This is a genomic window from Pseudomonas sp. TE12234 (assembly GCF_054061835.1).
Genome location: NZ_JBSSEP010000008.1, coordinates 168043 through 193932, shown reverse-complemented (window position 1 = coordinate 193932; position 25890 = coordinate 168043). Strand labels below are relative to the sequence as shown.

18 protein-coding genes are annotated in these 25890 nt (G+C 58.9%); 11 read left to right on the top strand and 7 right to left on the bottom strand.

Annotated elements, in window-relative coordinates; translation table 11 throughout:
• Nucleotides 1-77: 77 nt before the first annotated feature.
• Nucleotides 78-1262, top strand: coding sequence for a thiolase family protein (locus ACVWYU_RS15025; RefSeq protein ID WP_457373010.1), 1185 nt, complete (start codon nucleotides 78-80; stop codon nucleotides 1260-1262).
• Nucleotides 1263-1503: 241 nt separating this feature from the next.
• Nucleotides 1504-2463: a DMT family transporter gene (locus tag ACVWYU_RS15020; RefSeq protein WP_247255384.1), complete on the top strand. Its 960-nt coding sequence runs from the start codon at nucleotides 1504-1506 to the stop codon at nucleotides 2461-2463.
• A gap of 111 nt (nucleotides 2464-2574) precedes the next feature.
• On the opposite strand, the gene ACVWYU_RS15015 is transcribed toward ACVWYU_RS15020, so the two are convergent.
• Nucleotides 2575-3969, bottom strand: coding sequence for a class II fumarate hydratase (locus ACVWYU_RS15015; RefSeq protein ID WP_090317853.1), 1395 nt, complete (start codon nucleotides 3967-3969; stop codon nucleotides 2575-2577).
• A gap of 192 nt (nucleotides 3970-4161) precedes the next feature.
• Between ACVWYU_RS15015 and ACVWYU_RS15010 the strand changes: the two genes are divergently transcribed.
• The 5 genes from ACVWYU_RS15010 to ACVWYU_RS14990 all read left to right on the top strand — a co-directional run bounded on the left by ACVWYU_RS15010 (nucleotide 4162) and on the right by ACVWYU_RS14990 (nucleotide 8555).
• On the top strand, nucleotides 4162-4686 hold the full coding sequence (locus ACVWYU_RS15010; RefSeq protein WP_090317856.1) for a DUF2059 domain-containing protein: 525 nt from the start codon (nucleotides 4162-4164) through the stop codon (nucleotides 4684-4686).
• A 12-nt stretch (nucleotides 4687-4698) separates the two neighbouring features.
• Nucleotides 4699-4995 (top strand): BolA family protein, encoded by a 297-nt coding sequence (locus ACVWYU_RS15005; protein ID WP_090317859.1) that lies wholly within the window; start codon nucleotides 4699-4701, stop codon nucleotides 4993-4995.
• Between the two features lie 166 nt (nucleotides 4996-5161).
• The gene (gene trhO / locus ACVWYU_RS15000; protein ID WP_090317862.1) at nucleotides 5162-6103 is read left to right on the top strand and encodes an oxygen-dependent tRNA uridine(34) hydroxylase TrhO; all 942 of its coding nucleotides are present in this window, start codon (nucleotides 5162-5164) and stop codon (nucleotides 6101-6103) included.
• A 39-nt stretch (nucleotides 6104-6142) separates the two neighbouring features.
• Nucleotides 6143-6745 (top strand): DsbA family protein, encoded by a 603-nt coding sequence (locus ACVWYU_RS14995; RefSeq protein ID WP_174552473.1) that lies wholly within the window; start codon nucleotides 6143-6145, stop codon nucleotides 6743-6745.
• Complete coding sequence (locus ACVWYU_RS14990; RefSeq protein ID WP_457373009.1) at nucleotides 6738-8555, top strand: ABC transporter ATP-binding protein; 1818 nt, start codon at nucleotides 6738-6740, stop codon at nucleotides 8553-8555. The genes ACVWYU_RS14995 and ACVWYU_RS14990 overlap by 8 nt, the downstream gene beginning before the upstream one ends.
• 1 nt (nucleotide 8556) lies before the next feature.
• Here ACVWYU_RS14990 and ACVWYU_RS14985 read toward each other — a convergent pair whose 3' ends face one another.
• Nucleotides 8557-13008, bottom strand: coding sequence for a hypothetical protein (locus tag ACVWYU_RS14985; RefSeq protein ID WP_457373008.1), 4452 nt, complete (start codon nucleotides 13006-13008; stop codon nucleotides 8557-8559).
• A 180-nt stretch (nucleotides 13009-13188) separates the two neighbouring features.
• Here ACVWYU_RS14985 and ACVWYU_RS14980 point away from each other — a divergent pair, with 180 nt between their 5' ends.
• Nucleotides 13189-15648 (top strand): EAL domain-containing protein, encoded by a 2460-nt coding sequence (locus ACVWYU_RS14980; protein WP_090317881.1) that lies wholly within the window; start codon nucleotides 13189-13191, stop codon nucleotides 15646-15648.
• Between the two features lie 78 nt (nucleotides 15649-15726).
• On the top strand, nucleotides 15727-16497 hold the full coding sequence (locus ACVWYU_RS14975; RefSeq protein ID WP_457373007.1) for a TenA family transcriptional regulator: 771 nt from the start codon (nucleotides 15727-15729) through the stop codon (nucleotides 16495-16497).
• A gap of 128 nt (nucleotides 16498-16625) precedes the next feature.
• On the opposite strand, the gene ACVWYU_RS14970 is transcribed toward ACVWYU_RS14975, so the two are convergent.
• The 5 genes from ACVWYU_RS14970 to ACVWYU_RS14950 all read right to left on the bottom strand — a co-directional run bounded on the left by ACVWYU_RS14970 (nucleotide 16626) and on the right by ACVWYU_RS14950 (nucleotide 21597).
• A complete protein-coding gene (locus ACVWYU_RS14970; protein WP_457373006.1) occupies nucleotides 16626-17552 on the bottom strand; it encodes a GGDEF domain-containing protein in 927 nt (308 codons plus the stop codon).
• Between the two features lie 361 nt (nucleotides 17553-17913).
• Entirely contained in the window at nucleotides 17914-18654 is a 741-nt protein-coding gene (locus tag ACVWYU_RS14965; RefSeq protein ID WP_247255389.1) for a YciK family oxidoreductase, read from the bottom strand.
• Nucleotides 18655-18829: 175 nt separating this feature from the next.
• Nucleotides 18830-19501 carry an N-acetylmuramic acid 6-phosphate phosphatase MupP gene (mupP, locus tag ACVWYU_RS14960; protein ID WP_090317892.1) on the bottom strand — a complete coding sequence of 224 codons (672 nt, stop codon included), beginning with the start codon at nucleotides 19499-19501 and terminating at the stop codon, nucleotides 18830-18832.
• 4 nt (nucleotides 19502-19505) lie between these two features.
• Entirely contained in the window at nucleotides 19506-20204 is a 699-nt protein-coding gene (ubiG, locus tag ACVWYU_RS14955) for a bifunctional 2-polyprenyl-6-hydroxyphenol methylase/3-demethylubiquinol 3-O-methyltransferase UbiG (protein ID WP_457373005.1), read from the bottom strand.
• A gap of 58 nt (nucleotides 20205-20262) precedes the next feature.
• Nucleotides 20263-21597, bottom strand: a complete 1335-nt coding sequence (locus ACVWYU_RS14950) for a TRZ/ATZ family hydrolase (RefSeq protein ID WP_457373004.1) — start codon at nucleotides 21595-21597, stop codon at nucleotides 20263-20265.
• A 108-nt stretch (nucleotides 21598-21705) separates the two neighbouring features.
• Here ACVWYU_RS14950 and mtnA point away from each other — a divergent pair, with 108 nt between their 5' ends.
• Nucleotides 21706-22782: an S-methyl-5-thioribose-1-phosphate isomerase gene (gene mtnA / locus ACVWYU_RS14945; RefSeq protein WP_457373003.1), complete on the top strand. Its 1077-nt coding sequence runs from the start codon at nucleotides 21706-21708 to the stop codon at nucleotides 22780-22782.
• A gap of 425 nt (nucleotides 22783-23207) precedes the next feature.
• A complete protein-coding gene (gene gyrA / locus ACVWYU_RS14940; RefSeq protein WP_090317899.1) occupies nucleotides 23208-25871 on the top strand; it encodes a DNA gyrase subunit A in 2664 nt (887 codons plus the stop codon).
• Nucleotides 25872-25890: the final 19 nt, after the last annotated feature.

The following is a 25890-nucleotide window of genomic DNA, read 5'->3' as shown; positions in this document are numbered from 1 at the left end:
GAATGATTGTCGCGGTTGGTAATTGGGTGAGCTTATGCTCAGGTCACTCTCAACCGACAACAACAATGAGGTATGCCATGCGTGAAGTGGTGATCGTCGACAGCGTGCGGACTGGCCTGGCCAAATCCTTTCGCGGCAAATTCAACATGACCCGTCCCGATGACATGGCGGCTCACTGTGTCAACGCCTTGTTGAAACGCACGGGCATCGACCCTGCCAGCGTCGAGGACTGCATCGTCGGTGCCGGCTCCAACGAAGGTGCCCAGGGCTACAACATCGGTCGTAATGTCGCCGTGTTGTCGCAACTGGGTATCGGCACCGCCGGCATGACCCTCAACCGGTTTTGCTCGTCGGGTTTGCAGGCGATCGCCATCGCGGCCAACCAGATCGCTTCGGGCTGCAGTGACATCATCGTGGCCGGTGGCGTCGAGTCGATCAGCCTGACCATGAAAAGCGTCAACACCGACAACCTGATCAACCCGCTGCTCAAGGAGCAGGTGCCGGGTATCTACTTCCCGATGGGCCAGACGGCGGAAATCGTCGCTCGCCGTTACAACGTCAGCCGCCAGGAGCAGGACCTGTATGCCCTGCAAAGCCAGCAACGCACGGCGCAGGCCCAGGCCGCCGGACTGTTTGACGATGAAATCGTGCCGATGGCCGTGAAATACCGCGTTGAAGACAAAGCCACCGGTCAGGTACAGATCGTTGAGGGTGTGGTGGATCGCGATGACTGCAACCGCCCCGATACCACGCTGCAAAGTCTGGCCGGTTTGAATCCGGTGTTTGCCGAGGACGGCTCGGTGACGGCCGGCAACTCGTCGCAGTTGTCCGACGGAGCGTCCATGACCCTGGTGATGAGCCTGGAAAAAGCCCTTGAACTGGGACTCAAGCCGAAAGCGTTCTTCCGGGGCTTTACCGTGGCGGGTTGCGAGCCGGACGAAATGGGCATTGGCCCGGTGTTTTCGGTGCCCAAACTGTTCAAGGCCAAAGGCTTGCAGGTGGCCGACATTGACCTCTGGGAACTCAATGAAGCGTTCGCTTCGCAGTGCCTGTACGCACGTAATCGCCTGGAAATCGATAACGACAAATACAACGTCAATGGCGGTTCGATTTCCATCGGCCATCCCTTCGGCATGACCGGGTCGCGTCAGGTCGGGCACCTTGTTCGCGAGTTGCAGCGACGTCATCTGCGTTACGGCATCGTCACCATGTGCGTGGGTGGCGGGATGGGGGCTACCGGGTTGTTCGAAGCGGTGCGTTAAACACTCAATGGACATCGCGGGCAAGCCACGCTCTGCATCGGACCTGATTCCGCAACCGGATACGGTCCAGTGTGGGAGCTTGCTCGCGATGAGGTCAACGCGCGCTATCGATTCACCAACAACCACAAATTCACGATGCGACCTGCACAGTTTCATTAGCGGCTAGCGCCAAACTGTCCCTGTGTGCCACACGGTGGTGCGCCTAGAATGAGGTTTCTTGAACCTTCGCGCTGGGGATCACATGCACATTTCATCGGGTCGCTGGGTTTACGGTCTGTTCCTGGCCTTGCTGACCGCGCTGCTGTGGGGAATCCTGCCGATCAAGCTCAAACAGGTATTGCTGGTGATGGACCCGGTCACGGTGACCTGGTTTCGCCTGATGGTGTCCGGTGGCTGCCTGTTCATCTACCTGGCAGCGACCCGGCGTTTACCGAGTCGCCGAGTGCTCGGGCCGCGCGGTGGCTGGCTGGTGTTGATGGCGGTGCTCGGCCTGGTAGGCAACTACGTGTTGTATTTGATGGGCCTGAACCTGCTCAGCCCCGGCACCGCGCAACTGGTGGTGCAGATGGGGCCGATCATGTTGCTGATCGCCAGTGTGTTCGTGTTCAAGGAACGCTTCAGTGTGGGGCAGGGGATTGGTTTGCTGGTGCTGCTGGTCGGTTTTGCCCTGTTTTTCAATCAGCGTTTGAGTGAGTTGCTGACCTCGTTGACCGATTACACCGCCGGCGTGCTGCTGGTGCTGTTGGCGTCCACGGTCTGGACCTTTTATGCACTGGGGCAGAAGCAGTTGCTGACGGTGTGGAATTCGTTACAGGTGATGATGGTGATCTACCTGTTCTGCGGGCTATTGCTGACGCCGTGGGTGCATCCGCTCGAAGCCCTGCAATTGAACCCGCTGCAAGGCTGGCTGCTGCTGGCCTGCTGCATGAACACCCTGATTGCCTACGGCGCTTTTGCCGAGGCGTTGGCCCATTGGGAAGCTTCGCGAGTGAGCGCGACACTGGCGATTACGCCTTTGGTGACTTTTGGTGCCGTGGCCCTGGCGGCGCTGTGGTGGCCCGAATATGTGCACGCCGAGACGATCAATGGCCTGGGCTATGGCGGGGCGGTGCTGGTGGTGCTGGGGTCGGCGTTGGTGGCGTTGGGGCCATCGTTGATTGCCGGGCTCAAGGCACGGAAAGTGCGGATGGCAGCAAGCTGATTCTCGTTATCGTTCATCGCGAGCAGGCTCGCTCCCACATTTGACCGCGTGCGCAGTTTAATGTGGGAGCGAGCCTGCTCGCGAATACCGACTAATAAGACGCAGAAACACTCAGCCCTTGGCGCCAGCCTCCAGCATATTCTCCGGCCGCACCCACGCGTCAAACTGCTCATCGGTCAAATACCCCAATCCAATGGCCGCTTCACGCAGGGTCAGCCCTTCGGCGTAGGCTTTTTTGGCAATTTCCGCTGATTTGTCGTAGCCGATGTGCGGGTTCAGCGCGGTCACCAACATCAACCCCCGTTCCAGGTGCTCCGCCATTTTCTCGGCATCCGGTTCCAGGCCGGCGATGCAATGCTGCTGGAAGTTGCTGCAGCCGTCGCCCAACAGACGGATCGATTGCAGCAAGTTGTGGATGATCACCGGTTTGAACACGTTCAGTTGCAAGTGCCCCTGACTCGCGGCGAAGCCGATGGTGACGTCGTTGCCCAGCACCTGACAGGCCAGCATCGACAAGGCTTCGCATTGGGTAGGGTTGACCTTGCCGGGCATGATCGAACTCCCCGGTTCGTTGGCCGGCAGCTTCACCTCGGCCAATCCGGCACGTGGCCCGGAACCCAGCAGGCGCAAGTCATTGGCGATTTTCATCAACGTCACGGCGAGGGTTTTCAACGCACCGGACAGAGTGGTCAGCGGTTCATGGCCAGCCAGCGCGGCGAATTTGTTGGGCGCGGTGACGAATGGCAGGCCGGAAAGGGCGGCCAGCTCTGCAGCGATGGCCTCACCGAAGCCGTGGGGCGAATTCAGCCCGGTGCCCACCGCGGTACCGCCCTGGGCCAGTTCACAAACGGCCGGCAGTGCGCTGCGGATTGCCCGTTCGGCGTAATCCAGTTGCGCGATGAATGCCGAGATTTCCTGGCCGAAGGTAATCGGCGTTGCGTCCATCATGTGCGTGCGGCCAGTCTTGACCAGCTTCATGTGGCGCGCCGCCAGCTCGGCCAGGCCACCCGACAATTCGTTGATCGCCGGCAGCAAGTGATGTTGCACGGCCTGGGCGGCAGCAATGTGCATGGCGGTGGGGAAACAGTCGTTGGAACTCTGGGAGCGATTGACGTGATCGTTGGGGTGCACCGGCGACTTGCCGCCGCGCGCGTTGCCGGCCAGTTCGTTGGCGCGACCGGCAATCACTTCGTTAACGTTCATGTTGCTCTGGGTACCGCTACCGGTTTGCCAGACCACCAGGGGAAATTGATCGTCATGGCTGCCGTCGATCACTTCATCGGCCGCTTGTTCGATCAATCGGGCGATGTCGGCGGGCAGGTCGCCATTACGGTCGTTGACCCGGGCCGCGGCTTTCTTGATCAGCGCCAGGCCATGCAGCACGGCCAAGGGCATGCGTTCGGTGCCAATGGCAAAGTTAACCAGTGAGCGTTGCGTCTGAGCGCCCCAGTAGGCGTCATCCGGGACTTCAACCTGGCCAAGGCTGTCGGTTTCGATACGGCTCATCGGTCACACTCCTGTCGGTTCGATTGCGCAGTTTAGGCCGTGATCGACGGCCGTGGTTCCATCAGTCTGGATTGTGTCCATTCAACCCCTCTAAATCAGGCGCGACAAGGCTTGGGGTTGAGTGACACACTTTTTTAGGCGCAGAATGGACGTCCTTGGGGTTTTACCTCGCCTGCTAGAAAAGGAAACTCGATGACTCGTCTTCGTGCCATCTGTACCGCGGTTGCACTGGTTTGCGCCAGCGGCCAGGTTTTTGCCGATACCGCCAGCCACAACGCCAGTGCCGAGGCTTTCCTGACCCTGGCGCACGCTGACAAATTGGGCACTCCGGTGTACATGCAAGTTCAGCAGATGTTCGCTCAACGCTTCCAGCAAACCAAAGCCCCGGATTCGAAAAAAGCCGTACTCGAAACCTACCAGGCCAAGGCTAACGCCGCCCTGGACCAGGCCATTGGCTGGAACAAGCTCAAGCCAGACATGGTCAAGCTCTACACCAGCAACTTCACCGAGTCCGAACTCAAGGACCTGGTGGCGTTCTACCAGTCGCCACTGGGCAAGAAAGTCCTGGAAAAAATGCCGCAGCTGACTCAGCAATCGGCCCAGATGACTCAAGCCAAGCTGGAAAGCGCGGTGCCTGTGGTCAACAAGCTGCTGGCGGACATGACCGACGAGCTGACGCCGAAAGACGCGACCGCTCCAGCCAAGAAAAAGCCTTAAGCGGAGTCTGGTATGACCATGCAACAACGCATCGAATCGACGCTGGGTCTGCTACAGCCCCAGCATCTACAGGTGCTCGATGAAAGCCACATGCACAGTCGCGGGCTGCAGACCCATTACAAGGCCGTCGTGGTCAGCGAGCAGTTTGCCGGGCTCAGCCGCGTCAAGCGTCACCAGAAAGTCTATGGCACGCTGGGCGAACTGATGGGCGAATTCCATGCGTTGGCACTGCATACCTATACGCCTGAGGAGTGGGCGCAGATCGATGCGGCTCCGGCCTCGCCGACCTGTGCCGGCGGCAGCCATTAATGTGATGGGCTGTTGTGGCGAGGGAGCAAACTCCCTGGCCACAAAGTCATCTCGCCGTCCTAAAGCACACGGTTTTTGTTAGAATCTGCAACGCGCCGCTCACCCGGCGCGTTTTTTTTCGCATCCGGTTCACCCCTTACGAGGGTAGCCACCTGGAGAATCACCCATGACACAACAGATAGTCGTGGCGGCACTGTATAAGTTCGTCACCCTGGAAAATTACGTCGACCTGCGCGAGCCCCTGCTCAAGGCGATGGTCGACAACGGCATCAAAGGCACGCTGCTGATCGCCGAAGAAGGCATCAACGGCACTGTGTCCGGCAGCCGTGAAGGCATCGACGGGCTCATGGCCTGGCTCAAGAACGACCCGCGCATGGACGACATCGATCACAAAGAGTCGTACTGCGACGAGCAGCCGTTCTATCGCACCAAAGTCAAACTCAAGAAAGAAATCGTTACCCTGGGCGTGGAAGGTGTGGACCCGAACAAAAAGGTCGGCACCTATGTTGATCCGCAGGACTGGAACGCGCTGATCAGCGATCCGGAAGTGTTGTTGATCGACACCCGCAACGACTATGAAGTGTCGATCGGCACCTTTGAAGGGGCCATCGACCCGAAAACCACCAGTTTTCGCGAATTCCCCGATTACATCAAAGCCAACTTCGACCCGGCCGTGCACAAGAAGGTCGCGATGTTTTGCACCGGTGGCATTCGTTGCGAAAAGGCTTCGAGCTATATGCTCAGTGAAGGCTTCGATGAGGTTTATCACCTCAAGGGCGGCATCCTGAAGTACCTGGAAGAGGTGCCGCAGGAAGAAACCAAATGGCAGGGCGACTGCTTCGTGTTCGATAACCGCGTGACCGTTCGTCACGATCTGAGCGAAGGCGACTACGATCAATGCCACGCCTGCCGTACGCCGGTCAGCGTCGAAGACCGTGCATCCGAACATTACGTGGCCGGTATCAGTTGCCCGCATTGCTGGGACAAACTGAGCGAGAAAACCCGTCGCAGCGCCATCGATCGGCAAAAGCAGATCGAACTGGCCAAGGCTCGCAACATGCCTCACCCGATCGGCTACAACTACAAGCAAATCAACTCCGAGGCTTGAATCATGTCTGCATGTCGCCTGCTCTACGTGATGGACCCAATGTGCTCCTGGTGCTGGGGCTTTGCGCCGGTGGCCAACGCGCTGGTCGAGCAGGCGCAGGCAGCGGGGGTGGACGTGCATCTGGTGGTGGGCGGGTTGCGCACCGGCAGTGGCGCGGCGCTTGAACCGACCACCCGGCGTTACATCCTTGAACACTGGCAGGCGGTCACCGAGGCCACCGGCCAGCCATTCAAGCTGGAAGGTGCCTTGCCGGATGGATTCGTCTATGACACCGAACCCGCCTGTCGGGCGCTGGTGACGGCGCGCGGTTTGGCGCCGGATTGCGCCTGGAAACTGCTGGGGCTGATTCAGCATGCGTTTTACGCTGAAGGTCGCGATGTCACTCACGCCAGCGTTCTGGTGGAGCTGGCGGAGCGGGCCGGCCTGCCGCGCATCGAGTTCGCCGCAGCGTTCGATCGTGCCGATACACACGCCGCCACGGCTGCCGATTTCACCTGGGTCCAGGACTTGGGCATTGCCGGTTTCCCGACCTTGCTGGCTGAGCGAAATGGTCAATTGGCGCTGCTGACCAATGGTTATCAGCCGCTCAGTGTGCTTTCCCCGTTGCTCGGCCGCTGGCTGGAGCGCGCTGCCTGTGCATGACCTGCCCGACGACAGCGCAAGCGTAAAACGTGTCGATCGGTTGAGCTGGGCGGAAATCCGTCGTCTGGCGCTTCATCACAAGAAATCCCTGTGGATCGCCAACGGCGTGGCCGTGCTGGCGACCTTGTGCAGTGTGCCCATCCCTTTGCTCTTGCCATTGCTGGTGGACGAAGTGTTGCTCGGCCACGGTGACGCTGCGCTGAAAATCATGAACCACGCGCTGCCGGGAGCCTGGCAGAAGGCTGCCGGGTACATTGGCCTGATGCTGCTGGTGACCCTCACGCTGCGTTGCGCTGCCTTGCTGTTCAACGTGGTGCAGGCGCGGCTGTTCGCGGCGCTGGCCAAGGACATCGTCTACCGCATTCGCATCCGTCTGATCGAGCGCCTCAAGCGTATTTCGCTGGGGGAATACGAAAGCCTGGGCAGCGGCACGGTGACCACGCACCTGGTCACCGACCTGGACACCCTGGACAAGTTCGTCGGCGAAACCCTCAGCCGTTTCCTCGTGGCCATGCTGACGCTGGTGGGGACCGCGGGCATTCTGATGTGGATGCACTGGAAACTGGCGCTGCTGATTCTGTTGTTCAACCCACTGGTGATCTACGCCACGGTGCAGTTGGGCAAGCGGGTCAAGCACCTGAAGAAGCTCGAGAACGACAGTACCTCGCGCTTCACCCAGGCGTTGACCGAAACCCTTGATGCCATCCAGGAAGTGCGTGCCGGCAACCGTCAGGGTTTTTTCCTCGGTCGCCTCGGGCTGCGAGCCAGGGAAGTCCGTGATTACGCGGTGAGTTCGCAATGGAAAACCGATGCCTCAAACCGCGCCAGCGGCTTGTTGTTCCAGTTCGGTATCGATATTTTCCGCGCCGCGGCAATGCTGACGGTGCTGTTCTCGGACCTGTCCATCGGCCAGATGCTGGCGGTCTTCAGCTACCTGTGGTTCATGATCGGGCCGGTTGAACAGCTGTTGAACCTGCAATACGCCTATTACGCTGCGGGCGGTGCCCTGTCTCGAATCAACGAACTGCTGTCCCGCGCCGATGAGCCGGCGTACCCCAAGGGGGTCGATCCATTCAATGGCCGCGAGACGGTGGGCATCGAGGTTCAGGGCTTGAGTTTCGGCTACGGTGACGAGCTGGTGTTGAACCAGATGAACCTGTCCATCGCCCCCGGCGAGAAAGTCGCGATCGTCGGGGCCAGTGGCGGTGGCAAGAGCACCCTGGTGCAACTGCTGCTGGGCTTGTACACGCCACTGGCCGGCACCATTCGTTTCGGCGGTTCGACTCAGCAAGAGATCGGTCTGGAAACGGTCCGGGAAAACGTCGCCGTAGTCCTGCAACACCCGGCGCTGTTCAACGACACCGTGCGCGCCAACCTGACCATGGGCCGCGAACGCAGTGACGAAGCGTGCTGGCATGCGCTGGAAATCGCGCAGTTGCACGCCACGATACGCGAACTGCCCAATGGCCTGGACAGCATCGTCGGGCGCTCCGGCGTGCGCCTGTCCGGTGGTCAGCGGCAACGCCTGGCCATTGCGCGGATGGTGCTGGCTGAGCCGAAAGTGGTGATCCTCGATGAGGCTACTTCGGCGCTGGACGCCGCCACCGAATACAACCTGCATCAAGCGATGGCGCGGTTCCTGAGTAACCGCACCACGCTGATCATCGCCCACCGACTGTCGGCGGTGAAGCAGGCCGACAGGGTGCTGGTGTTCGACGGTGGGCAAATCGCCGAGGATGGCGACCACCAGCAGTTGATCGCTGAGGGTGGCCTGTATGCCAAGCTTTATGGGCATTTGCAGCAGTTGTAGGTCAATTCCACAACACTTGGAGCGCATTTTCCCCGCCGTCGTAACCGAACTCCTTCACCACGATCGAGCATGACTCGCAAGGGCGCATTGTCGTAGCGACGTCGACGGATTTGATCGTTGCAGGATCGGGGTATTTTTCCCGAATCACGCGGATCAACTTGCTTTCGCTGTCCAGAGACGTGGGCTTGGCCGTTTGCACTGGCTTGTAGGTTCCTATGTCCTTGATGGTCGTCGGCACGGCCAGCAGCTTGCCTTGATCGGTCACATCAAGGGATGTAACAGGAAAGTGTTGATTCAGGTCGATGTTGAAGTAGACGGTATCGCCGACCCTGACTTGATCAGCGCCCAGGTTCTGCTTGAACAACGGCAAATGACTGGTCGCTTGCTGGCCCCCCGAAACGCTGACATAAACTTCCCGTTGCCCGGCAGTGGTCGTGACCTCGGCGTAGGCGATGTTCCTCGGGTTGTAGGAGCGTTGGCGCCGAGGGATCAGTTGGTGGAGCTTTTCCATGGTCTGGTTGATCCGCAGCGCGCTGTTCGCGTTGCTGGCATCGATGGTCGGCGACTCGAACAGGGTATCGAAAATATGCGCCGTTCTTTGCCGCAGAGCTTCCGGGGCGTCCTTGCTTCGGCTCCAGGACGTGGCGCCTTGCGGCAATTGCGTGACGATCATTCGGGTCGAGTGATCGAACATCAACGCCTCTCCAGGGCTGGTGTCTACCTTCAAGTGTTTCATGCTGGTTGCCGGGATCGGGTTCGTTCCGATGGGAATGGCGATCTCCTCCATGGTTTTCATTGCTCGCGAAATGGCTTCGACCCCGTGGATGCGCGCGATGTTATTGGCACTCAGCGATCCGGTGTAGACCAATAACAATTCCTCTCCCAGCGTGCCTTCGGCCATGTCGGGTTTGAGCAGGCGTTTCAAGGTCAGCGGCTCGCTCAAGCTTTGTCCCTTGGGTACTGTCGCGACGTAATACTTATCGGTGTTGATCCGGGTAAACACATAAGTGCTGGACTCATCGAGGGACGGCACCAGAATGGCCCCGATCTGATGTGAGTCCTCAGCGCCCTCATAGACGCCTTTAACCTCTATGCGGCCGTAAATACCTTTACGGAACATCAGACTAGCCGGTATTTCTTTGCTCGGTACCAGCCATTTCTTGGCAAAGCCGAGTTGGCTGATGTCACCTTTGTAGAGGCTCGGGACGCCATCGGTGATGTAATAAAGATTACCTTCATGGGTCAGAAACTGACCTGCATGAGGCGGTCGCTCAACCGGCACGGATACCCGGTCGCCAAACCATGGCGCGTAATCTTTGGTTTCGTCGAACGAACCGATTTCCGGCGTGGGAGCCGGCTCGCTCGTCACAAAACTGCTGAGGCAATCACTCTTGCCGTTTGGCGCGCGACGTGGCCGGCAGGGCACCAGGGTCAATGCGTTGCTGTCATCGATCAGGTCGACGCGGCGTAAATCATTGCCATCGAGTCGGTATGGCAAGTCGTCGATGAGTACCGTGGTGCGGCCATCGATTTCCAGCACTTCCCGGACACTGGTTTTCTCGGGTAATTCAACGAAGACATGCGCATCACTGTTCTTCAGTGGGGGGTAGCTGGAACGACCCAGCGAGAGATCGTGGGCGTGAGTCGTCAGCAACGGCCCGAATGGGCGAGAGGACAGCGGATCGATCAGGTAGTGCCGGAATCCCAATGGCACAACGTTACGCACGGGGACGTCTTCAATGCCTTTGACGATGGCAAGTTGATCGGCATCTGTCAGCGGGCGCCAATGCCCCGGATCGGTCATCTGGGTCAGGCCGTGGGGGAAATCGTACTCATCAGCCCGTCCGGCCAGCTTCTTGAGTTTGAACATTGCTTTGTTTTCGAGATGACTCAATGCGCGGCTGCCCGCTCGAACGCCCCGAACAGACGACTTCAGAAGGGTAGGCAGGGCGTCCAGAGGATTGAAATTTCTCAGATTGGCGGTCAGAAGGTTCGTCGAAAGCTTGCCCAGAGAGGGAAGCGTTGCCCGAATTCCCATTCGGCCGGCCTGGATGGCCAGCCTCATGCTGCCCGCGGCGAACTTCCCCAAATGCAGGGCAAAGGAAACGACATCGACAATCAGCCCTATCACCCCGAGGACTCGATTGCCGAATTTGTCGGATTGCAAATCGTCGAGGCTGCCCCAGAACGGGATGAAGGGTTTTAGCTCGTACAGCCAGTGTTTTTCATCACGATCACGCTCGAATTTCGTTTCTCCCCAGGCTTGGGCCCGCAGTTCCTTTTCGTCGAGATAGAACAGGTTTTTCGAAATGAAAGAGGCAATTTCCCGGGAGCGGGACGAGGACAGCGTCAGGTTCGCGGTGATGTCGTGATGTGCCAGCGGGATCAATGAACAGCTAAGGGGGTCGCCCAGTTGTTCGAGAATGGCGTAGCAGGTCGCTCCCTGCTTCGGTTTTATGCCTTTCTTGTGGGCTTCCCAATCGAACGGCAGTTTGTTGCCACCCGTAATGGGGATAACGTTGTAGTCGTCATCGAAAAAATCGGGAACAAGGAAGTTTTTGCGGTAGCCACCGACCATTTTGACTGAAACATCTGTTCGTATCCGTATCAATCCAGCGCGGGGAAGGCACTCGTAAAACGACGCCTTGCCGCGATAATCGGCTCGCAGAACGAACCCCATGCGCGCTCGCAGGGGCATTATCAGTTCACTGGTCTCGTCATCCGCTTTGATTTTCGAGGTTTCTTCCCTCAGGGTGTAGACCCTGACTTCTCCATGTTCCAGAGCCTGGCGATCAACCCAGGGCAACGTCACGAGCTGGTTTTTGATCAAGGTTTCATAGGCATCTTTGGCTTTATCGAGATAGCTGCTGAAGCGTTTGTCGAACAGGGCCGGAACGTCGGGCAGGGATACGTCGGGGGGAATTAAAAGAAATGGTTTGGGGTCAGTGTGCTGCTTCGTAAGGCCATGCTCGAGAGTGCCCTTGCTTGACAGACTTATCCAGAAAGTCCCGATCTTGCCGTCGTTGCTGACATACCACTTTGTGTTGGGCGACAAGCCGCTCGAAGCGTACACCTCAACCAGGGGGTAGGTTCTTCCTGGTACCGTCGGCGTCTCGATCACGTTTCGTTCTACGCGTTTTCCAGCGTAGCCGTCGTCGCGCATCAGTCTTATGTCGAGCGGGCCAACCAATCGGCCACTAAACGCCTCTTTCAGGCATTTACTGGCGAGCTCCAACCGCTGTGGCGGTTCTACCGTCATCTGGATAATCGCCGCATTCAATTGCTTCGTGTATTTTTCCAGAGCGTTGATCGGGTCGGACAAGGCTTCTGTCGCAGTCTCGTGGGTCGGAGCAATGGCACCCGTGGCCCTGGTCCACTCGCGGGCAGCGGCGAGTCGAGTCAATGCAATCAGATCAAGCAACGCTTTTGGCGCCTTTTCACTTTTGCGCAGGGGTAAATCCACCAGTTGCTGAAACGTCAGACGCTGCAGCAGTCCCGGTTCGAGGGCGTGTGCGAGCGTGGCGCCATGGACAAAGTTGACCCAGACGACGGAGGTCGCATAGGGAAGATCTTGCGGAATGTTGCGCACCTGAAACTCAATCGGAAACTGTCGCAGCAGCAGACGCCCGAGCACGATTTTTTCCAGGGGCGTGGTGACTTGCCCCGAATCGAGCAGATAATTCTCGAATTCACTGCGAAGACGTTGATAGCTTTTGCCTTGGTTGGCGCGTTGTTGCAGACGATAGCCGGCAATGGTGTCGGGTGATTCGGTGGGGGACGGGCTGTACCAGACAAGCAGTGCTTGGGCCAGAAGCCGGGGGCCGATACCCGGAGCAGGATTTTCACCGGGACGAGCGCCGTACCAGCCCAATGCGTCGATCAAGCGTTGGGTCAGATAACGAGCCTTATGGCTGTCGAGCAAGCGCAGCAGGCAGACTTCGGGCGTCAATCGCATCTGTTCGGGGGTAACGTCCGGATCAGCCTCTCTTGCCAGGCGGTCAATGATGGGCGTTTCTTCATCACCCAGAACCAGGCTGATTTCGTTATCGATCTTCGAACGATCGTCGGCAGACAAAAGGCGGCTGATATCAAGGCCCTGTTCCAGACCCAGCCGGTGGTTCGCGCTTCTTTCTTCCAGCTCGCGAATCAATGGGGCAAGAGTTGTGGCATCTTGATGCTCAGGCACTGTAAGCCCGTAGTACTTCAAGATATGCGTGAGGCACAGCAGGCGATCTGGACGAACCTCTGCGCCGATGCTCTGAACCACTTCGGCGATATGCGCACTTCCTTTGTCGAACTCTAGAGCCAGCGGCGAAAAGGGCTTTGGGGTCAGATAAGTGTTGTCTGTATGGATGCCTGAGGTGGGTATTTTGCGCAGTTGCGACAGTAAGGAATCGTATTCCGCCAGTTGCCCGGCGTGATGCTGTGCTGAAGTTGAAGTCGGTAATTGCATGACGGGTTCCGCTCTCGAATGGAAAGAGCGCCAGCTTCAACACTTCAAGCCGCTTCGAGGCGGTATATATATCTTGGCCTCCCTAAATATCCCGGCTTGCCGGGAATGAGATCAGCCCCTAGTCTAGCTGTAGCGATTACGTCCGGAAGACGATCAAGTAGTGCTTATGCAAGGGACCTCATGAATCAAACGCGGACACTCGGAACGCCACGGTTGTTGGGCATTGTCTGGCCATTTATCGCCGTTGTGGTGTTTCAAGCCTTGTTGGGTGGCGTTAGCCTTTATGTGCTGTCGGCGGTTCGCGGCTATGTCGCCGGTGAAAGCCTGTGGTCCAAAGGCCAAAAAGACGCCATCTATTACCTCAATCTGTACGCCGACAGTCGTGACGCCTCGATTTTCCGCAAATACCAGAATGCGATTTCCGTGCCCCAGGGTGGTCACGAGTTGCGGGTAGCGCTGGATCATCAACCGCCGAATATCGAAGCGGCGCGCCTGGCGATTCTCAAAGGTGGCAACCACCCGGATGACGTTTCCAGTCTGATCTGGCTGTATCTCAATTTCCGCCACTTCAGTTACCTCGAAAAGGCCATCGATCTCTGGACGGTGGGTGATGCGTACCTGGTCAAGCTGGATGACGTTGCGCAGGATATGCATCAGCACATCTCCACCAGCCCGGCGTCCGATGACGATATCAAGCGCTGGAAGGCGCAGATTTTTGCGATCAACGATGAGGTGACACCCGCAGCAAAAGCCTTCAGTGACGCATTGGGAGAGGGGTCGCGAGTCATTCTGCGCCTGTTGCTGGTGACCAACCTCGCCACCGCGCTGGGCTTGATCGCGTTGGCCTTGATGCGCACCCACAAACTGCTCAAGCAACGCCACGCCTTCGCTGACGCTCTGCAACTGGAGAAGGACCGGGCGCAGATCACCCTGCAATCGATCGGCGACGGGGTGATTACCACCGACGTCGAAGGCGCCATTGCCTACATGAACCCGGCCGCCGAAGCCTTGACTCACTGGAAGGCCGAGCAGGCGACCGGATTGCCGCTGGCGGCCTTGTTCAATCTGCTGGACGAGAATGCCCAGACCGACGGTTTCACGTTGATCGAGCGCATTCTCAGTGGTCATCTCAGCGGTGGCAGTGAACATTCCAAGTTGATTCAACGCCTCGATGGCAGCACGGTATCGGTCACGCTGGTCGGCGCGCCGATCCGCAATGCCGGCAAGGTCAGCGGCGCCGTACTGGTGCTGCACGACATGACGCAGGAACGGCAATACATCGCCAATCTGTCCTGGCAGGCCACCCACGATGCATTGACCGGGCTGGCCAACCGTCGCGAGTTCGAGTATCGCCTGGAGCAGGCCCTGCACACGCTGACCCGGCAGGCGGGGCGTCATGCCCTGATGTTTCTCGATCTGGATCAATTCAAGCTGGTCAACGATACCTGTGGCCATGCCGCCGGTGACGAATTGCTGCGGCATATCTGCGCGCTGCTGCAATCTGGATTGCGTGAGGGCGATACCCTCGCCCGGTTGGGGGGGGACGAGTTCGGCATCCTGCTGGAGAACTGTGGGCCGGACGCGGCGGAGAAAGTCGCCGAGAGCCTGCGTCAGACCGTGCAGAATCTGCACTTTGTCTGGAAGGGCCGGCCATTCGTGACAACCGTGAGCATCGGCCTGGTGCATGTCGCGCAGAATCCGACCACCCTTGAAGCGTCGCTGCGCGCTGCCGACATGGCCTGCTACATGGCCAAGGAAAAAGGTCGTAACCGGGTTCAGGTCTACCATCCCGATGATTCGGAGTTGTCCCTGCGCTTTGGCGAAATGGCCTGGGTACAGCGCCTGCACATGGCGCTGGAAGAAGATCGCTTCTGCCTGTATGCCCAGGAGATTGCGCCGCTTGGCCATACCGATGCAGGCAGCGGGCATATCGAAATCCTGTTGCGCTTGCACGACGAGGCGGGGCGCATGATTTTGCCCGACAGCTTTATTCCGGCGGCCGAGCGCTATGGCCTGATGAGCTCGCTTGATCGTTGGGTCGTACAAAACGTGTTCAAGATCATTGCCCAATGTCGCGCGGAAAAGCGCCACGGGCCACTGGCCATGTGTGCGATCAATCTGTCAGGCACAACCATCGGAGACGAGGCGTTTCTCGACTTCCTGCGTGAACAGTTCGTTACGTATTCGATACCGGCTGAAATGATTTGTTTTGAAATTACTGAAACCAGTGCTATTTCAAATCTTGGCAGCGCGATCAGATTCATCAATGAACTCAAGGGTTTAGGTTGCCTTTTTTCGCTGGACGATTTTTGCGCCGGAATGTCTTCATTCGCCTACCTGAAACATTTGCCTGTAGACTTCCTGAAGATCGACGGGAGTTTCGTAAAGGATATGCTGGACGACCCGATTAACCGCGCTATGGTCGAGGTGATCAATCACATCGGTCATGTCATGGGTAAGCGTACGATTGCCGAGTTTGTCGAGACGCCACTGATCGAGCAGGCATTGCTGGAGATCGGGGTGGATTACGCTCAAGGGTATGTCATTGAACGCCCGCAACTGTTTACCTGCGATAGTTTGCAAAGTCGTCCTGCCAGGCCTCAACCCTTGTTGTTCAGGGCGCCTGGCACGTTCCGTTGAAATCTCTTGCTGATCCTAACAATCACAATCAAAAGGAGCCCGACAGTGATCGACACATTCAACCGAACCGGACCACTCATGGAAGCTGCAAGTTATCCGGCCTGGGCCCAGCGCCTGATCCAGGATTGCAGCGAGAGCAAGCGCCGGGTTGTCGAACACGAACTGTATCAGCGCATGCGTGACAACAAGCTCAGTGCAAAGACCATGCGTCAGTACCTGATCGGTGGCTGGCCGGTGGTCGAACAGTTCGCGTTATACATGGCACAAAACCTGACCAAGACCCGCTTTGCCCGCCACCCGGGCGAAGACATGGCGCGTCGCTGGCTGATGCGCAACATTCGCGTCGAATTGAACCACGCCGATTACTGGGTGAACTGGAGCCGTGCTCACGGCGTCACTCTGGAAGATCTGCAGGCGCAACAGGTAGCCCCCGAACTACACGCCTTGAGCCATTGGTGCTGGCACACCAGTTCTGCGGACTCGCTGATTGTGGCCATCGCCGCGACCAACTACGCCATTGAAGGTGCGACCGGGGAGTGGTCCGCGCTGGTGTGTTCCAGTGGCGTATACGCAGCCTCTTTCCCCGAGGAAGAGCGCAAACGAGCGATGAAGTGGCTGAAGATGCACGCCCAGTATGACGATGCTCATCCGTGGGAAGCACTGGAAATCATCTGCTCCCTGGCGGGCATGAACCCGAGCAAATCCCTGCAGATGGAATTGCGTCAGGCCGTGTGCAAGAGCTACGACTACATGTTCCTGTTCCTGGAGCGTTGCATGCAGCTGGAACTTGCGGAAAAAACGCCGGCAGCACGTGAGCGACTGGCGCTGGCCGAAAGCTGGTCCGAGTAACATGCAATAAAACTGTGGGGGCGAGCCTGCTCGCGAAAGCGGTTTATCAATCAACATTGATGTTGACTGGCATTCCACTTTCGCGAGCAGGCTCGCTCCCACATTGGTTATGCAGCCTTGCTGAAGACTCAACCCGCCATTGCCAACCGGTTACGCCCCTCGCGCTTGGCCACGTACAGCGCATTGTCAGCCCTTCGCAGCAGGCTCTCCACTGACTCACCAGGCAGCAGTGTCGAGCAGCCGAGGCTGACAGTCAGCCCGATCACCCGGCCATCGGCCTCATAGTCCTCAGCCTGCGCCGCCACCCGCAATCGTTCACCGATCATGGCCGCCGCCTCCCGGGAGGTGTTGGACAGCAGAATCAGGAACTCTTCGCCCCCGTAACGAAACACCATGTCCACGTTGCGCAACTGGCTTTTGATCGACGCGGCAACGGCTTTTAGCACCTCGTCACCGGCGCTGTGACCGTGGGTGTCATTGATTCGCTTGAAGTGATCGATGTCCAGCATCAGCAGGGATAACGGCTGCAGGTGGCGCCGAGACAGCTCGATTTCCCGCTGCAGCGTCTGGTCCATGGCGATACGGTTGCCGGTGTCAGTCAGCGGATCACGCAGTGCACTCTGGGTGGCGGCACGGTAAAGCAGGCTGTTGCGCATCGGATACAAGAGCGAGGCCAGCAGTGATTCGAGGTTGCCTTGTTCTTGCTCGGTGAAGCGCTGATTGCGGCGAAACACCAGTTCACCCAGGTGCTCGCCTTCATGGCTGAGGTTGTAACTGATGGAGTGGTGGCCACGCTGACCAAACTCCAGGCGCAAGTCGCTGCTCTTGTGCTGGTAGCTCAAGGCATCGAGTGGAACGAGTCGCTGAATTTCGCGGAAGAACAGCCCGAGAATGCGTTGTGGCTCAAGACTGGTTTGCAGCTGCAGGCTCAGTTGCTGGCGCAGTTGCGCAAGACTGAGTGGCCTTTCCAGGGACGCTTGCTGCTGACCAAAGCCCAGGCGTTGCAATTTGGCGCTATCAAAGTCAATTGCGTTGGTCTGGGAAGGTGATTTCATATGGCGTTCGCCCCTGAGCAGTAAGGCTGTCTTACAAGCTGGGTGAGAGCGGCTTTGGGCTGCACGTCATACTGGTCCGTCAGTCCCGTAGGACATTTCGTACAAGTCTAATCTGCTTTATCGCGGTTTAGTAACCTGTCGACTTAACCGCCGTTTGCCTGCTTTCACATTGCCTGTTTGAGCAAAGGTAGAGCGAAAGTCATGCCAGAGAGTTCGATTTATTAAAAATATTTCGAAATCAATAGGTTGGCGATAGCGGAAATGGTGGGGAAGACTTGTGCGGCATTTGTTTGACTGAAAACCCGCCGAGCCTTGTGTGCCGCGACGGGAAGTCGGCGCGGCACAAAAGCGACGCACGGTATTATTGAGCGTTGAACGCCTGGCCGTTAATGCCTGTGCTGTCCGGCCCCATCAGGTACAGATAGACCGGCATGATCTCTTCGGGCGTCGGGTTGTTCAGCGGGTTTTCCCCTGGATACGCCTGGGCACGCATGCTGGTCCGAGTAGCACCCGGGTTGATGCTGTTGGAGCGCACAGGGGCTACGGTGTCGACTTCATCGGCCAGGGTTTGCATCAGGCCTTCGGTGGCGAACTTCGAGACGCCGTATGCCCCCCAATAGGCACGGCCTTTGCGGCCGACGCTGCTGGAAGTGAAGACCACCGAAGCATCCTGGGACAGCTTGAGCAGTGGCAGCAATGTGCTGGTCAGCATGAACATGGCGTTGACGTTGACTTGCATGACTCGCATGAAGTTTTCGCCGGAGAGCTGTTCGATCGGTGTGCGCGGGCCGATGATCGACGCGTTGTGCAACAAGCCGTCGAGGTGGCCGAATTCACTTTCGATCATCGCTGCCAGCTCATCGTATTGATGAGGCAGGGCGGTTTCCAGATTGAACGGGATGACTGCGGGTTGCGGATGGCCGGCTGCTTCGATTTCGTCGTAGACCTGAGTCAGATTGGCCTCGGTCTTGCCTAGCAGCAGCACGGTTGCGCCATGGGCGGCATAGGTTTTCGCGGCGGCGGCGCCAATGCCACGACCGGCGCCGGTGACCAGGATAACCCGATCCTTGAGCAAGTCAGGGCGAGCGGAATAATCGAACATAAAAACCTCAACAAATCAGAATAGGAGCGACCGTTGCGCGGTCATTGTGAGGGCGAGCTTGCTCCGGGCGGCGTTCCGACGATGGTCGTCAACGATTACGCGACAAGCCTGATATCCCCACGGCGTCCTCAGGTTTTTCGCGAGCAAGCTCGCGCCTACAAAAAATCGGGGCAGCTCAGCAGCTACAAAGGGCGCTATCGAGCACCTTGCGCAACTCCAGCGGATGATCGACCACCACGTCCGCGCCCCAGTGCCGCGGGTTATCGTCCGGGTGGATATAGCCGAAAGTCACCGCCGCCGTCCGGGTGCCTGCATCGCGGCCCGATTCGATATCGCGCAGATCATCGCCGACGAACAGCACGCTGGCCGGGTCGAGGTCGAGCATCTTGCAAGCGAGGATCAATGGCTCTGGATCCGGTTTACTGTTTTTCACGTGGTCGGGGCAGATCAGCAGGGCGGAACGCTCGGCCAGCCCGAGCTGCTGCATGATCGGCTCGGCAAAACGCAACGGCTTGTTGGTGACGACGCCCCAGATCAGGTTGGCCTTTTCGATGTCGGCCAGCAGTTCGTGCATGCCGTCGAACAATTTGCTATGAACGGCGCAACCCACCAGGTAGCGCTCGAGGAACTCCAGACGCAGTTCCTCGAATCCTGGCGACTCGGGGTCCATGGCGAAGGTCACGGCCACCATCGCCTTGGCGCCGCCCGAGATCTCGTCGCGGATGTGTTTGTCGTTCATCGGCGCCATGCCGCGGTCCGCTCGCATCGCCTGACAGATCGCAATGAAGTCTGGCGCGGTGTCGAGCAGGGTGCCGTCCATGTCGAAAAGAACTGCTCTGATTCGCATCGGCTTATTCCTCGCGCAGGGTCTGGATCATGTAGTTGACGTCTACGTCGGACGCCAGTTTGTAGTGCTTGGTCAGCGGGTTGTAGGTCAGGCCGATGATGTCTTTGACAGTCAGGCCGGCCATGCGGCTCCAGGCGCCAAGTTCGGAAGGGCGGATGAATTTCTTGAAGTCATGGGTGCCGCGCGGCAGCAGCTTCATGATGTATTCGGCACCGACGATGGCGAACAGGTACGCCTTGGGGTTGCGGTTGATGGTGGAGAAGAAAACCTGGCCGCCAGGCTTGACCATGCGGAAGCAGGCGCGGATCACCGAGGATGGATCCGGTACGTGTTCGAGCATTTCCAGGCAGGTGACTACGTCGAACTGTTCCGGCATTTCTTCGGCCAGGGCTTCGGCGGTGATTTGCCGGTATTCGACGTTCACGCCGGACTCCAGTTGATGCAACTGCGCGACCGCCAGTGGCGCTTCGCCCATGTCGATGCCCATCACCGTCGCGCCACGCTGGGCCATCGCTTCACTGAGGATGCCGCCGCCGCAACCGACGTCCAGGACTTTCTTGCCGGCCAGGTTGACGCGTTCGTCAATCCAGTTGACCCGCAGCGGGTTGATATCGTGCAGCGGCTTGAATTCGCTTTCGCGGTCCCACCAGCGATGGGCCAGGGCTTCGAATTTGGCGATTTCGGCGTAGTCGACGTTGTTCATGGTTTAAGTCCTCTGAAACTTGAAAAATCCTGTTGCCCCGAAGTGTGGTCCGGGGGGCTTACGATTCGTTGCGGCCACTGATGCGCTGGCCCCAGGCCTTGGCGGTGGCGATCAGCTGTTGTTCATCCAGGCGCGTCAGGCGTCGGTCGTCCAGCAGTGGCTTGCCGGCGACCCAAAGGTGTTTCACGCAGTCCCGGCCCGTCGCGTAGATAAGTTGCGAAACAGGGTCGTAGACCGGTTGTTGGGCCAGGCCGGAAAGGTCGAACGCCACGATGTCAGCGGCCTTGCCGACTTCCAGCGAACCGGTCTCGGCTTCGATTCCCAGGGCCCGGGCGCCGTTGAGCGTGGCCATGCGCAGGGCGCGATGGGCATCCAGCGCGGTGGCCGAGCCGGCGACAGCCTTGGCCAGCAGGGCGGCGGTGCGGGTTTCGCCGAGCAAGTCCAGGTCGTTGTTGCTGGCCGAGCCATCGGTGCCGACGGCGACATTCACTCCAGCCTGCCACAAGCGTTCCACCGGGCAGAAACCGCTGGCCAGTTTCAGGTTCGACTCCGGGCAATGAATGACGTTGGTGTTGCTTTCTACCAGCAGCGCCAGGTCTTCCTCGCTGATCTGGGTCATGTGAACGGCCTGGAAGCGAGGCCCGAGCAGGCCCAGTCGCGCGAGGCGAGCCAGTGGACGCTCGCCGCGCTGTTCGACCGACTGCTGTACTTCGAATGCGGTTTCATGCACGTGCATGTGAATCGAGGCGTCGAGTTCTTCGGTGATTACCCGGATTTTTTCCAGGGTTTCATCGCCCACGGTGTAGGGTGCATGGGGCCCAAAGGTGACTTTTATCCGGTCGTGGTGCTTGAGGTCGTTAAACAACTCGACGCCCTGACGAATGGCTTCGTCCGTTGTAATGGCGCCGGGGATGGGGAAATCAAGGATCGGGATCGCAATCTGTGCGCGAATGCCGCTGTTATGCACGCGTTCGCTGGCAACCTTCGGGAAGAAATACATGTCAGAGAAGCAGGTGATGCCACTTTTGATCTGCTCAGCGATGGCCAGGTCCGTGCCATCGCGGACAAAATCGTCGTCGACCCATTTGGCTTCGGCTGGCCAGATGTGGTTTTCCAGCCAGGTCATGAGCGGCAAATCATCGGCCAGACCGCGGAACAGGGTCATTGCCGCATGCCCGTGAGCGTTGATCAGCCCGGGGCTGAGCAAGATGTCCGGGAGTTCGCGCACTTCGCTTGCGTTAAGCTTCAGGGCAGCGGAACGTGGGCCGATAAATACGATGCGCCCGTCGCGAATGCCCAGGCCATGGTCCTTCAGGACAACACCAGCGGGTTCGACGGGTACCAGCCAGGTCGGCAGTAATAACAGGTCGAGCGCAACGGCAGTGTTCGGCATCGAGGGTCGGTTCCAGTGCTTTTGTAAAGGATGGCGAAGTATACCCGAGCGTCTTCGCGGGGGGATCGCTATAATCGGCGGCTTTTGTTCATGAGTGCGGGGTGAGGGATGCGCGATCGACTGTTGGCTGCGGAGAAAGTGAAGGCCATCGATTGGCGTGATGGCGCCCTTTATCTGCTGGATCAGCGTATTTTGCCGTTCGAGGAGATCTGGATCGCCTACACCACCGCAGCTGGCGTGGCCGAGGCCATTCGCTCGATGGTGGTGCGCGGTGCGCCGGCGATCGGGATCAGCGCTGCCTATGGCGTCGTGCTGGCGGCGCGTGCGCGATTTGCCGAGGGTGGTGACTGGCAGGCGGCGCTGGCCGAGGACTTTGCCCTGCTTGCCGATGCCCGTCCGACCGCGGTCAACCTCTTCTGGGCGCTGGGCCGTATGCAAGAGCGGCTCGATCGCCTGAAAAATCATGCCGATCCGCTGGCTGTCCTGGAAGCCGAGGCTATCGCCATTCATGAAAGTGATCGCGAAGCCAATCTCACCATGGCGCAGCTGGGTGTCGACCTTATCCGCAAGCATCAGGGCAACGCCCAGGCCATCCTCACCCACTGCAACACCGGCGCGCTGGCCACTGGCGGCTTCGGTACGGCGCTGGGAGTGATTCGCGGGGCCTTCATCGAGGGCATGGTTGAGCGTGTCTATGCCGGCGAAACCCGTCCATGGTTGCAGGGCTCGCGATTGACGGCGTGGGAATTGGCCAACGAAGGCATTCCCGTCACCCTCAATGCCGACTCGGCTGCGGCGCACATCATGAAGACCAAGGGCATTACCTGGGTGATCGTCGGCGCGGACCGGATCACTGCCAATGGCGACGTGGCGAACAAGATCGGCACCTATCAACTGGCGGTCAATGCCATGCACCACGGCGTGCGTTTCATGGTGGTGGCGCCGAGTTCGACCATCGACATGAGCCTGGCCAGTGGCGACGACATCCCGATTGAAGAACGTGATGGTCGCGAGTTGCTGGACGTCGGTGGGAAACGGGTCGGGGCGGATGTCGAGGCGTTCAACCCGGTGTTCGATGTGACGCCGGCGGATCTGATCGACGCCATCGTCACCGAAAAGGGCATCGTCGAAAGGCCGGATACCGCGAAAATGACCCAGTTGATGTGCCGTAAGCGTCTGCACTGATTTTTTCGGTGCCTGTTAAATCATCATCGCGGGCAAGCTCTCTCCCACAGGTCTTGTGAGCGCCACAGAACCCTGTGGGAGCGGGCTTGCCCGCTATGACGTCCTAAAAGGCGATGGATTAGCCTGATTCAGCCTGAAAAACTTCAATCAATAAGGCTCTAAGCTTCTCTGATCCCCTTCAAGCCTGTCACCGGTCAACTAACTATGCTCCATGCGCATCAGGGGGATAGGTGCGTGGCGGCTCTTGTGATAACATCCGGCGGTTTCCAAGGTTGCCCCAAGGGGTGGCCTTTACTGCGCAGATCCATGGCATAACTCGTTGATTTGTCGTAAGTCGGTGCATGGCACTCAGCCTGCATCGGCGAGCTTCGTTCGTCCCATATGGATGTGACGAAGTTTCACCAGAAAAAGGAATCAGGCTTCTCATGGGCGAACTGGCCAAAGAAATCCTCCCGGTCAATATCGAAGACGAGCTGAAGCAGTCCTACCTCGATTACGCGATGAGCGTGATTGTCGGGCGGGCACTGCCGGATGCGCGCGATGGCTTGAAGCCCGTGCACCGGCGCGTGCTGTTCGCGATGAGCGAGCTGGGCAACGACTTCAACAAGCCGTACAAGAAATCTGCCCGTGTCGTCGGTGACGTGATCGGTAAGTATCACCCGCACGGTGATACCGCGGTGTACGACACCATCGTTCGGATGGCGCAGCCATTCTCCCTGCGCTACCTGCTGGTAGACGGCCAGGGCAACTTCGGTTCGGTGGACGGCGACAACGCCGCGGCCATGCGATACACCGAAGTGCGCATGACCAAGCTGGCGCACGAGCTGCTGGCCGACCTGCATAAGGAAACCGTGGACTGGGTGCCGAACTACGACGGCACCGAAATGATCCCGGCGGTCATGCCGACCCGTATTCCCAACCTGCTGGTCAACGGCTCCAGCGGTATCGCCGTGGGCATGGCGACCAACATTCCGCCGCACAACCTCGGTGAAGTCATCGACGGTTGCCTGGCCCTCATCGACAACCCTGAGCTGACCGTCGATGAGTTGATGCAATACATTCCCGGTCCGGACTTCCCGACCGCCGCGATCATCAACGGTCGCGCCGGCATCATCGAAGCCTACCGCACCGGTCGCGGCCGCATTTACATGCGTGCGCGCTCGATCATCGAAGACATCGACAAGGTCGGTGGCCGTCAGCAGATCGTCATCACCGAGCTCCCTTACCAACTGAACAAGGCTCGTCTGATCGAGAAGATCGCCGAGCTGGTAAAAGAGAAGAAGCTCGAAGGCATCACCGAACTGCGCGACGAGTCCGACAAGGACGGTATGCGCGTCGTGATCGAACTGCGTCGCGGTGAAGTGCCCGAGGTCATTCTCAATAACCTCTACGCCCAGACCCAGCTGCAAGCAGTGTTCGGCATCAACATCGTCGCGCTGATCGACGGCCGCCCACGGATCCTGAACCTCAAGGACCTGCTGGAAGCCTTCGTGCGTCACCGTCGCGAAGTGGTTACCCGCCGTACCGTGTTCGAGCTGCGCAAGGCGCGCGAGCGTGGTCATATCCTTGAAGGCCAGGCGGTTGCACTTTCGAACATCGACCCGGTCATCGCCCTGATCAAGGCCTCGCCAACCCCGTCGGAAGCCAAGGAAGCGCTCGTCAGCACCCCTTGGGAATCCTCTGCCGTGGTCGCGATGGTCGAACGTGCCGGTGCCGATTCGTGCCGTCCGGAAAACCTCGATCCGCAATACGGTCTGCGCGACGGCAAGTACTTCCTGTCGCCAGAACAGGCGCAAGCCATTCTGGAACTGCGTCTGCACCGTCTGACCGGTCTGGAACACGAAAAACTGCTGGCTGAGTATCAAGAGATCCTCAACCAGATCGGCGAGCTGATCCGCATCCTCAACAGCGCCACGCGCCTGATGGAAGTGATCCGCGAAGAGCTGGAAGTGATCCGCGCCGAATACGGCGATGTGCGCCGCACCGAGATCCTGGATGCCCGTCTCGACCTGACCCTGGGTGACATGATCCCGGAAGAAGAGCGTGTCGTGACCATTTCCCACGGTGGCTATGCCAAGACCCAGCCGCTGGCTGCCTATCAGGCTCAGCGTCGTGGCGGTAAAGGCAAGTCGGCGACCGGCGTCAAGGATGAGGACTACATCGCTCATTTGCTGGTTGCCAACAGTCACACCACGCTGTTGCTGTTCTCCAGCAAGGGCAAGGTGTACTGGCTCAAGACCTACGAAATCCCCGAGGCGTCCCGTGCGGCCCGTGGTCGTCCGCTGGTCAACCTGCTGCCGCTGGATGACGGTGAATACATCACCACCATGCTGCCGGTCGAGGAATACACCGAAGGTCACTACATCTTCATGGCGACCGCCAATGGCACCGTGAAGAAGACCCCGCTGGAATCCTTCAGCCGTCAACGCAGCGTTGGTTTGATCGCGCTGGAGCTGGATGAAGGCGACGTACTGATTTCCGCCGCCATTACTGATGGCGAGCGCGAAGTCATGCTGTTCTCCGATGGCGGCAAGGTGACTCGCTTCAAGGAATCCGACGTTCGTGCCATGGGCCGTACCGCCCGCGGTGTGCGCGGCATGCGCCTGCCGGAAGGCCAGAAACTGATTTCCATGCTGATCCCTGAAGAAGGCAGCCAGATCCTCACCGCTTCCGAGCGTGGCTTCGGCAAGCGTACGGCAATCACCGAGTTCCCTGAGTACAAGCGTGGCGGTCAGGGCGTTATTGCCATGGTCAGCAACGAGCGTAACGGCCGTCTGGTCGGTGCGGTTCAGGTGCTCGATGGCGAGGAGATCATGCTGATTTCCGACCAGGGCACCCTGGTACGTACCCGTGTCGACGAAGTGTCCAGCCTGGGTCGTAACACCCAGGGCGTGACCCTGATCAAACTGGCCAAGGATGAAACCCTGGTCGGCCTGGAGCGGGTTCAGGAGCCGTCGGAAGTCGAAGGTGAAGAGTTCGAGGATGAAGAGGGTGTCGAGCTGGAAGCGGGCGTGATCGGCGCCGAACCGGACGATACGGTCGACAACCTGCAGGCTGACGCCGCAGACGAAGAAGAGTCGCAAGACTAACCAAATCGTAGCAGGGCAG

Coding starts and splice junctions, on each gene's coding strand:
- ACVWYU_RS15005 (WP_090317859.1), top strand. CDS start 4,699: ATGACCATGCAACAACGCATCGAATCGACGCTGGGTCTGCTACAGCCC.
- mupP (WP_090317892.1), bottom strand. CDS start 19,501: ATGCGAATCAGAGCAGTTCTTTTCGACATGGACGGCACCCTGCTCGAC.
- ACVWYU_RS14985 (WP_457373008.1), bottom strand. CDS start 13,008: ATGCAATTACCGACTTCAACTTCAGCACAGCATCACGCCGGGCAACTG.
- ACVWYU_RS14995 (WP_174552473.1), top strand. CDS start 6,143: ATGTGCTCCTGGTGCTGGGGCTTTGCGCCGGTGGCCAACGCGCTGGTC.
- ACVWYU_RS14975 (WP_457373007.1), top strand. CDS start 15,727: ATGGAAGCTGCAAGTTATCCGGCCTGGGCCCAGCGCCTGATCCAGGAT.
- ACVWYU_RS15020 (WP_247255384.1), top strand. CDS start 1,504: ATGCACATTTCATCGGGTCGCTGGGTTTACGGTCTGTTCCTGGCCTTG.
- gyrA (WP_090317899.1), top strand. CDS start 23,208: ATGGGCGAACTGGCCAAAGAAATCCTCCCGGTCAATATCGAAGACGAG.
- ubiG (WP_457373005.1), bottom strand. CDS start 20,204: ATGAACAACGTCGACTACGCCGAAATCGCCAAATTCGAAGCCCTGGCC.
- ACVWYU_RS15015 (WP_090317853.1), bottom strand. CDS start 3,969: ATGAGCCGTATCGAAACCGACAGCCTTGGCCAGGTTGAAGTCCCGGAT.
- trhO (WP_090317862.1), top strand. CDS start 5,162: ATGACACAACAGATAGTCGTGGCGGCACTGTATAAGTTCGTCACCCTG.
- ACVWYU_RS15010 (WP_090317856.1), top strand. CDS start 4,162: ATGACTCGTCTTCGTGCCATCTGTACCGCGGTTGCACTGGTTTGCGCC.
- ACVWYU_RS14965 (WP_247255389.1), bottom strand. CDS start 18,654: ATGTTCGATTATTCCGCTCGCCCTGACTTGCTCAAGGATCGGGTTATC.
- ACVWYU_RS15025 (WP_457373010.1), top strand. CDS start 78: ATGCGTGAAGTGGTGATCGTCGACAGCGTGCGGACTGGCCTGGCCAAA.
- ACVWYU_RS14950 (WP_457373004.1), bottom strand. CDS start 21,597: ATGCCGAACACTGCCGTTGCGCTCGACCTGTTATTACTGCCGACCTGG.
- mtnA (WP_457373003.1), top strand. CDS start 21,706: ATGCGCGATCGACTGTTGGCTGCGGAGAAAGTGAAGGCCATCGATTGG.
- ACVWYU_RS14970 (WP_457373006.1), bottom strand. CDS start 17,552: ATGAAATCACCTTCCCAGACCAACGCAATTGACTTTGATAGCGCCAAA.
- ACVWYU_RS14980 (WP_090317881.1), top strand. CDS start 13,189: ATGAATCAAACGCGGACACTCGGAACGCCACGGTTGTTGGGCATTGTC.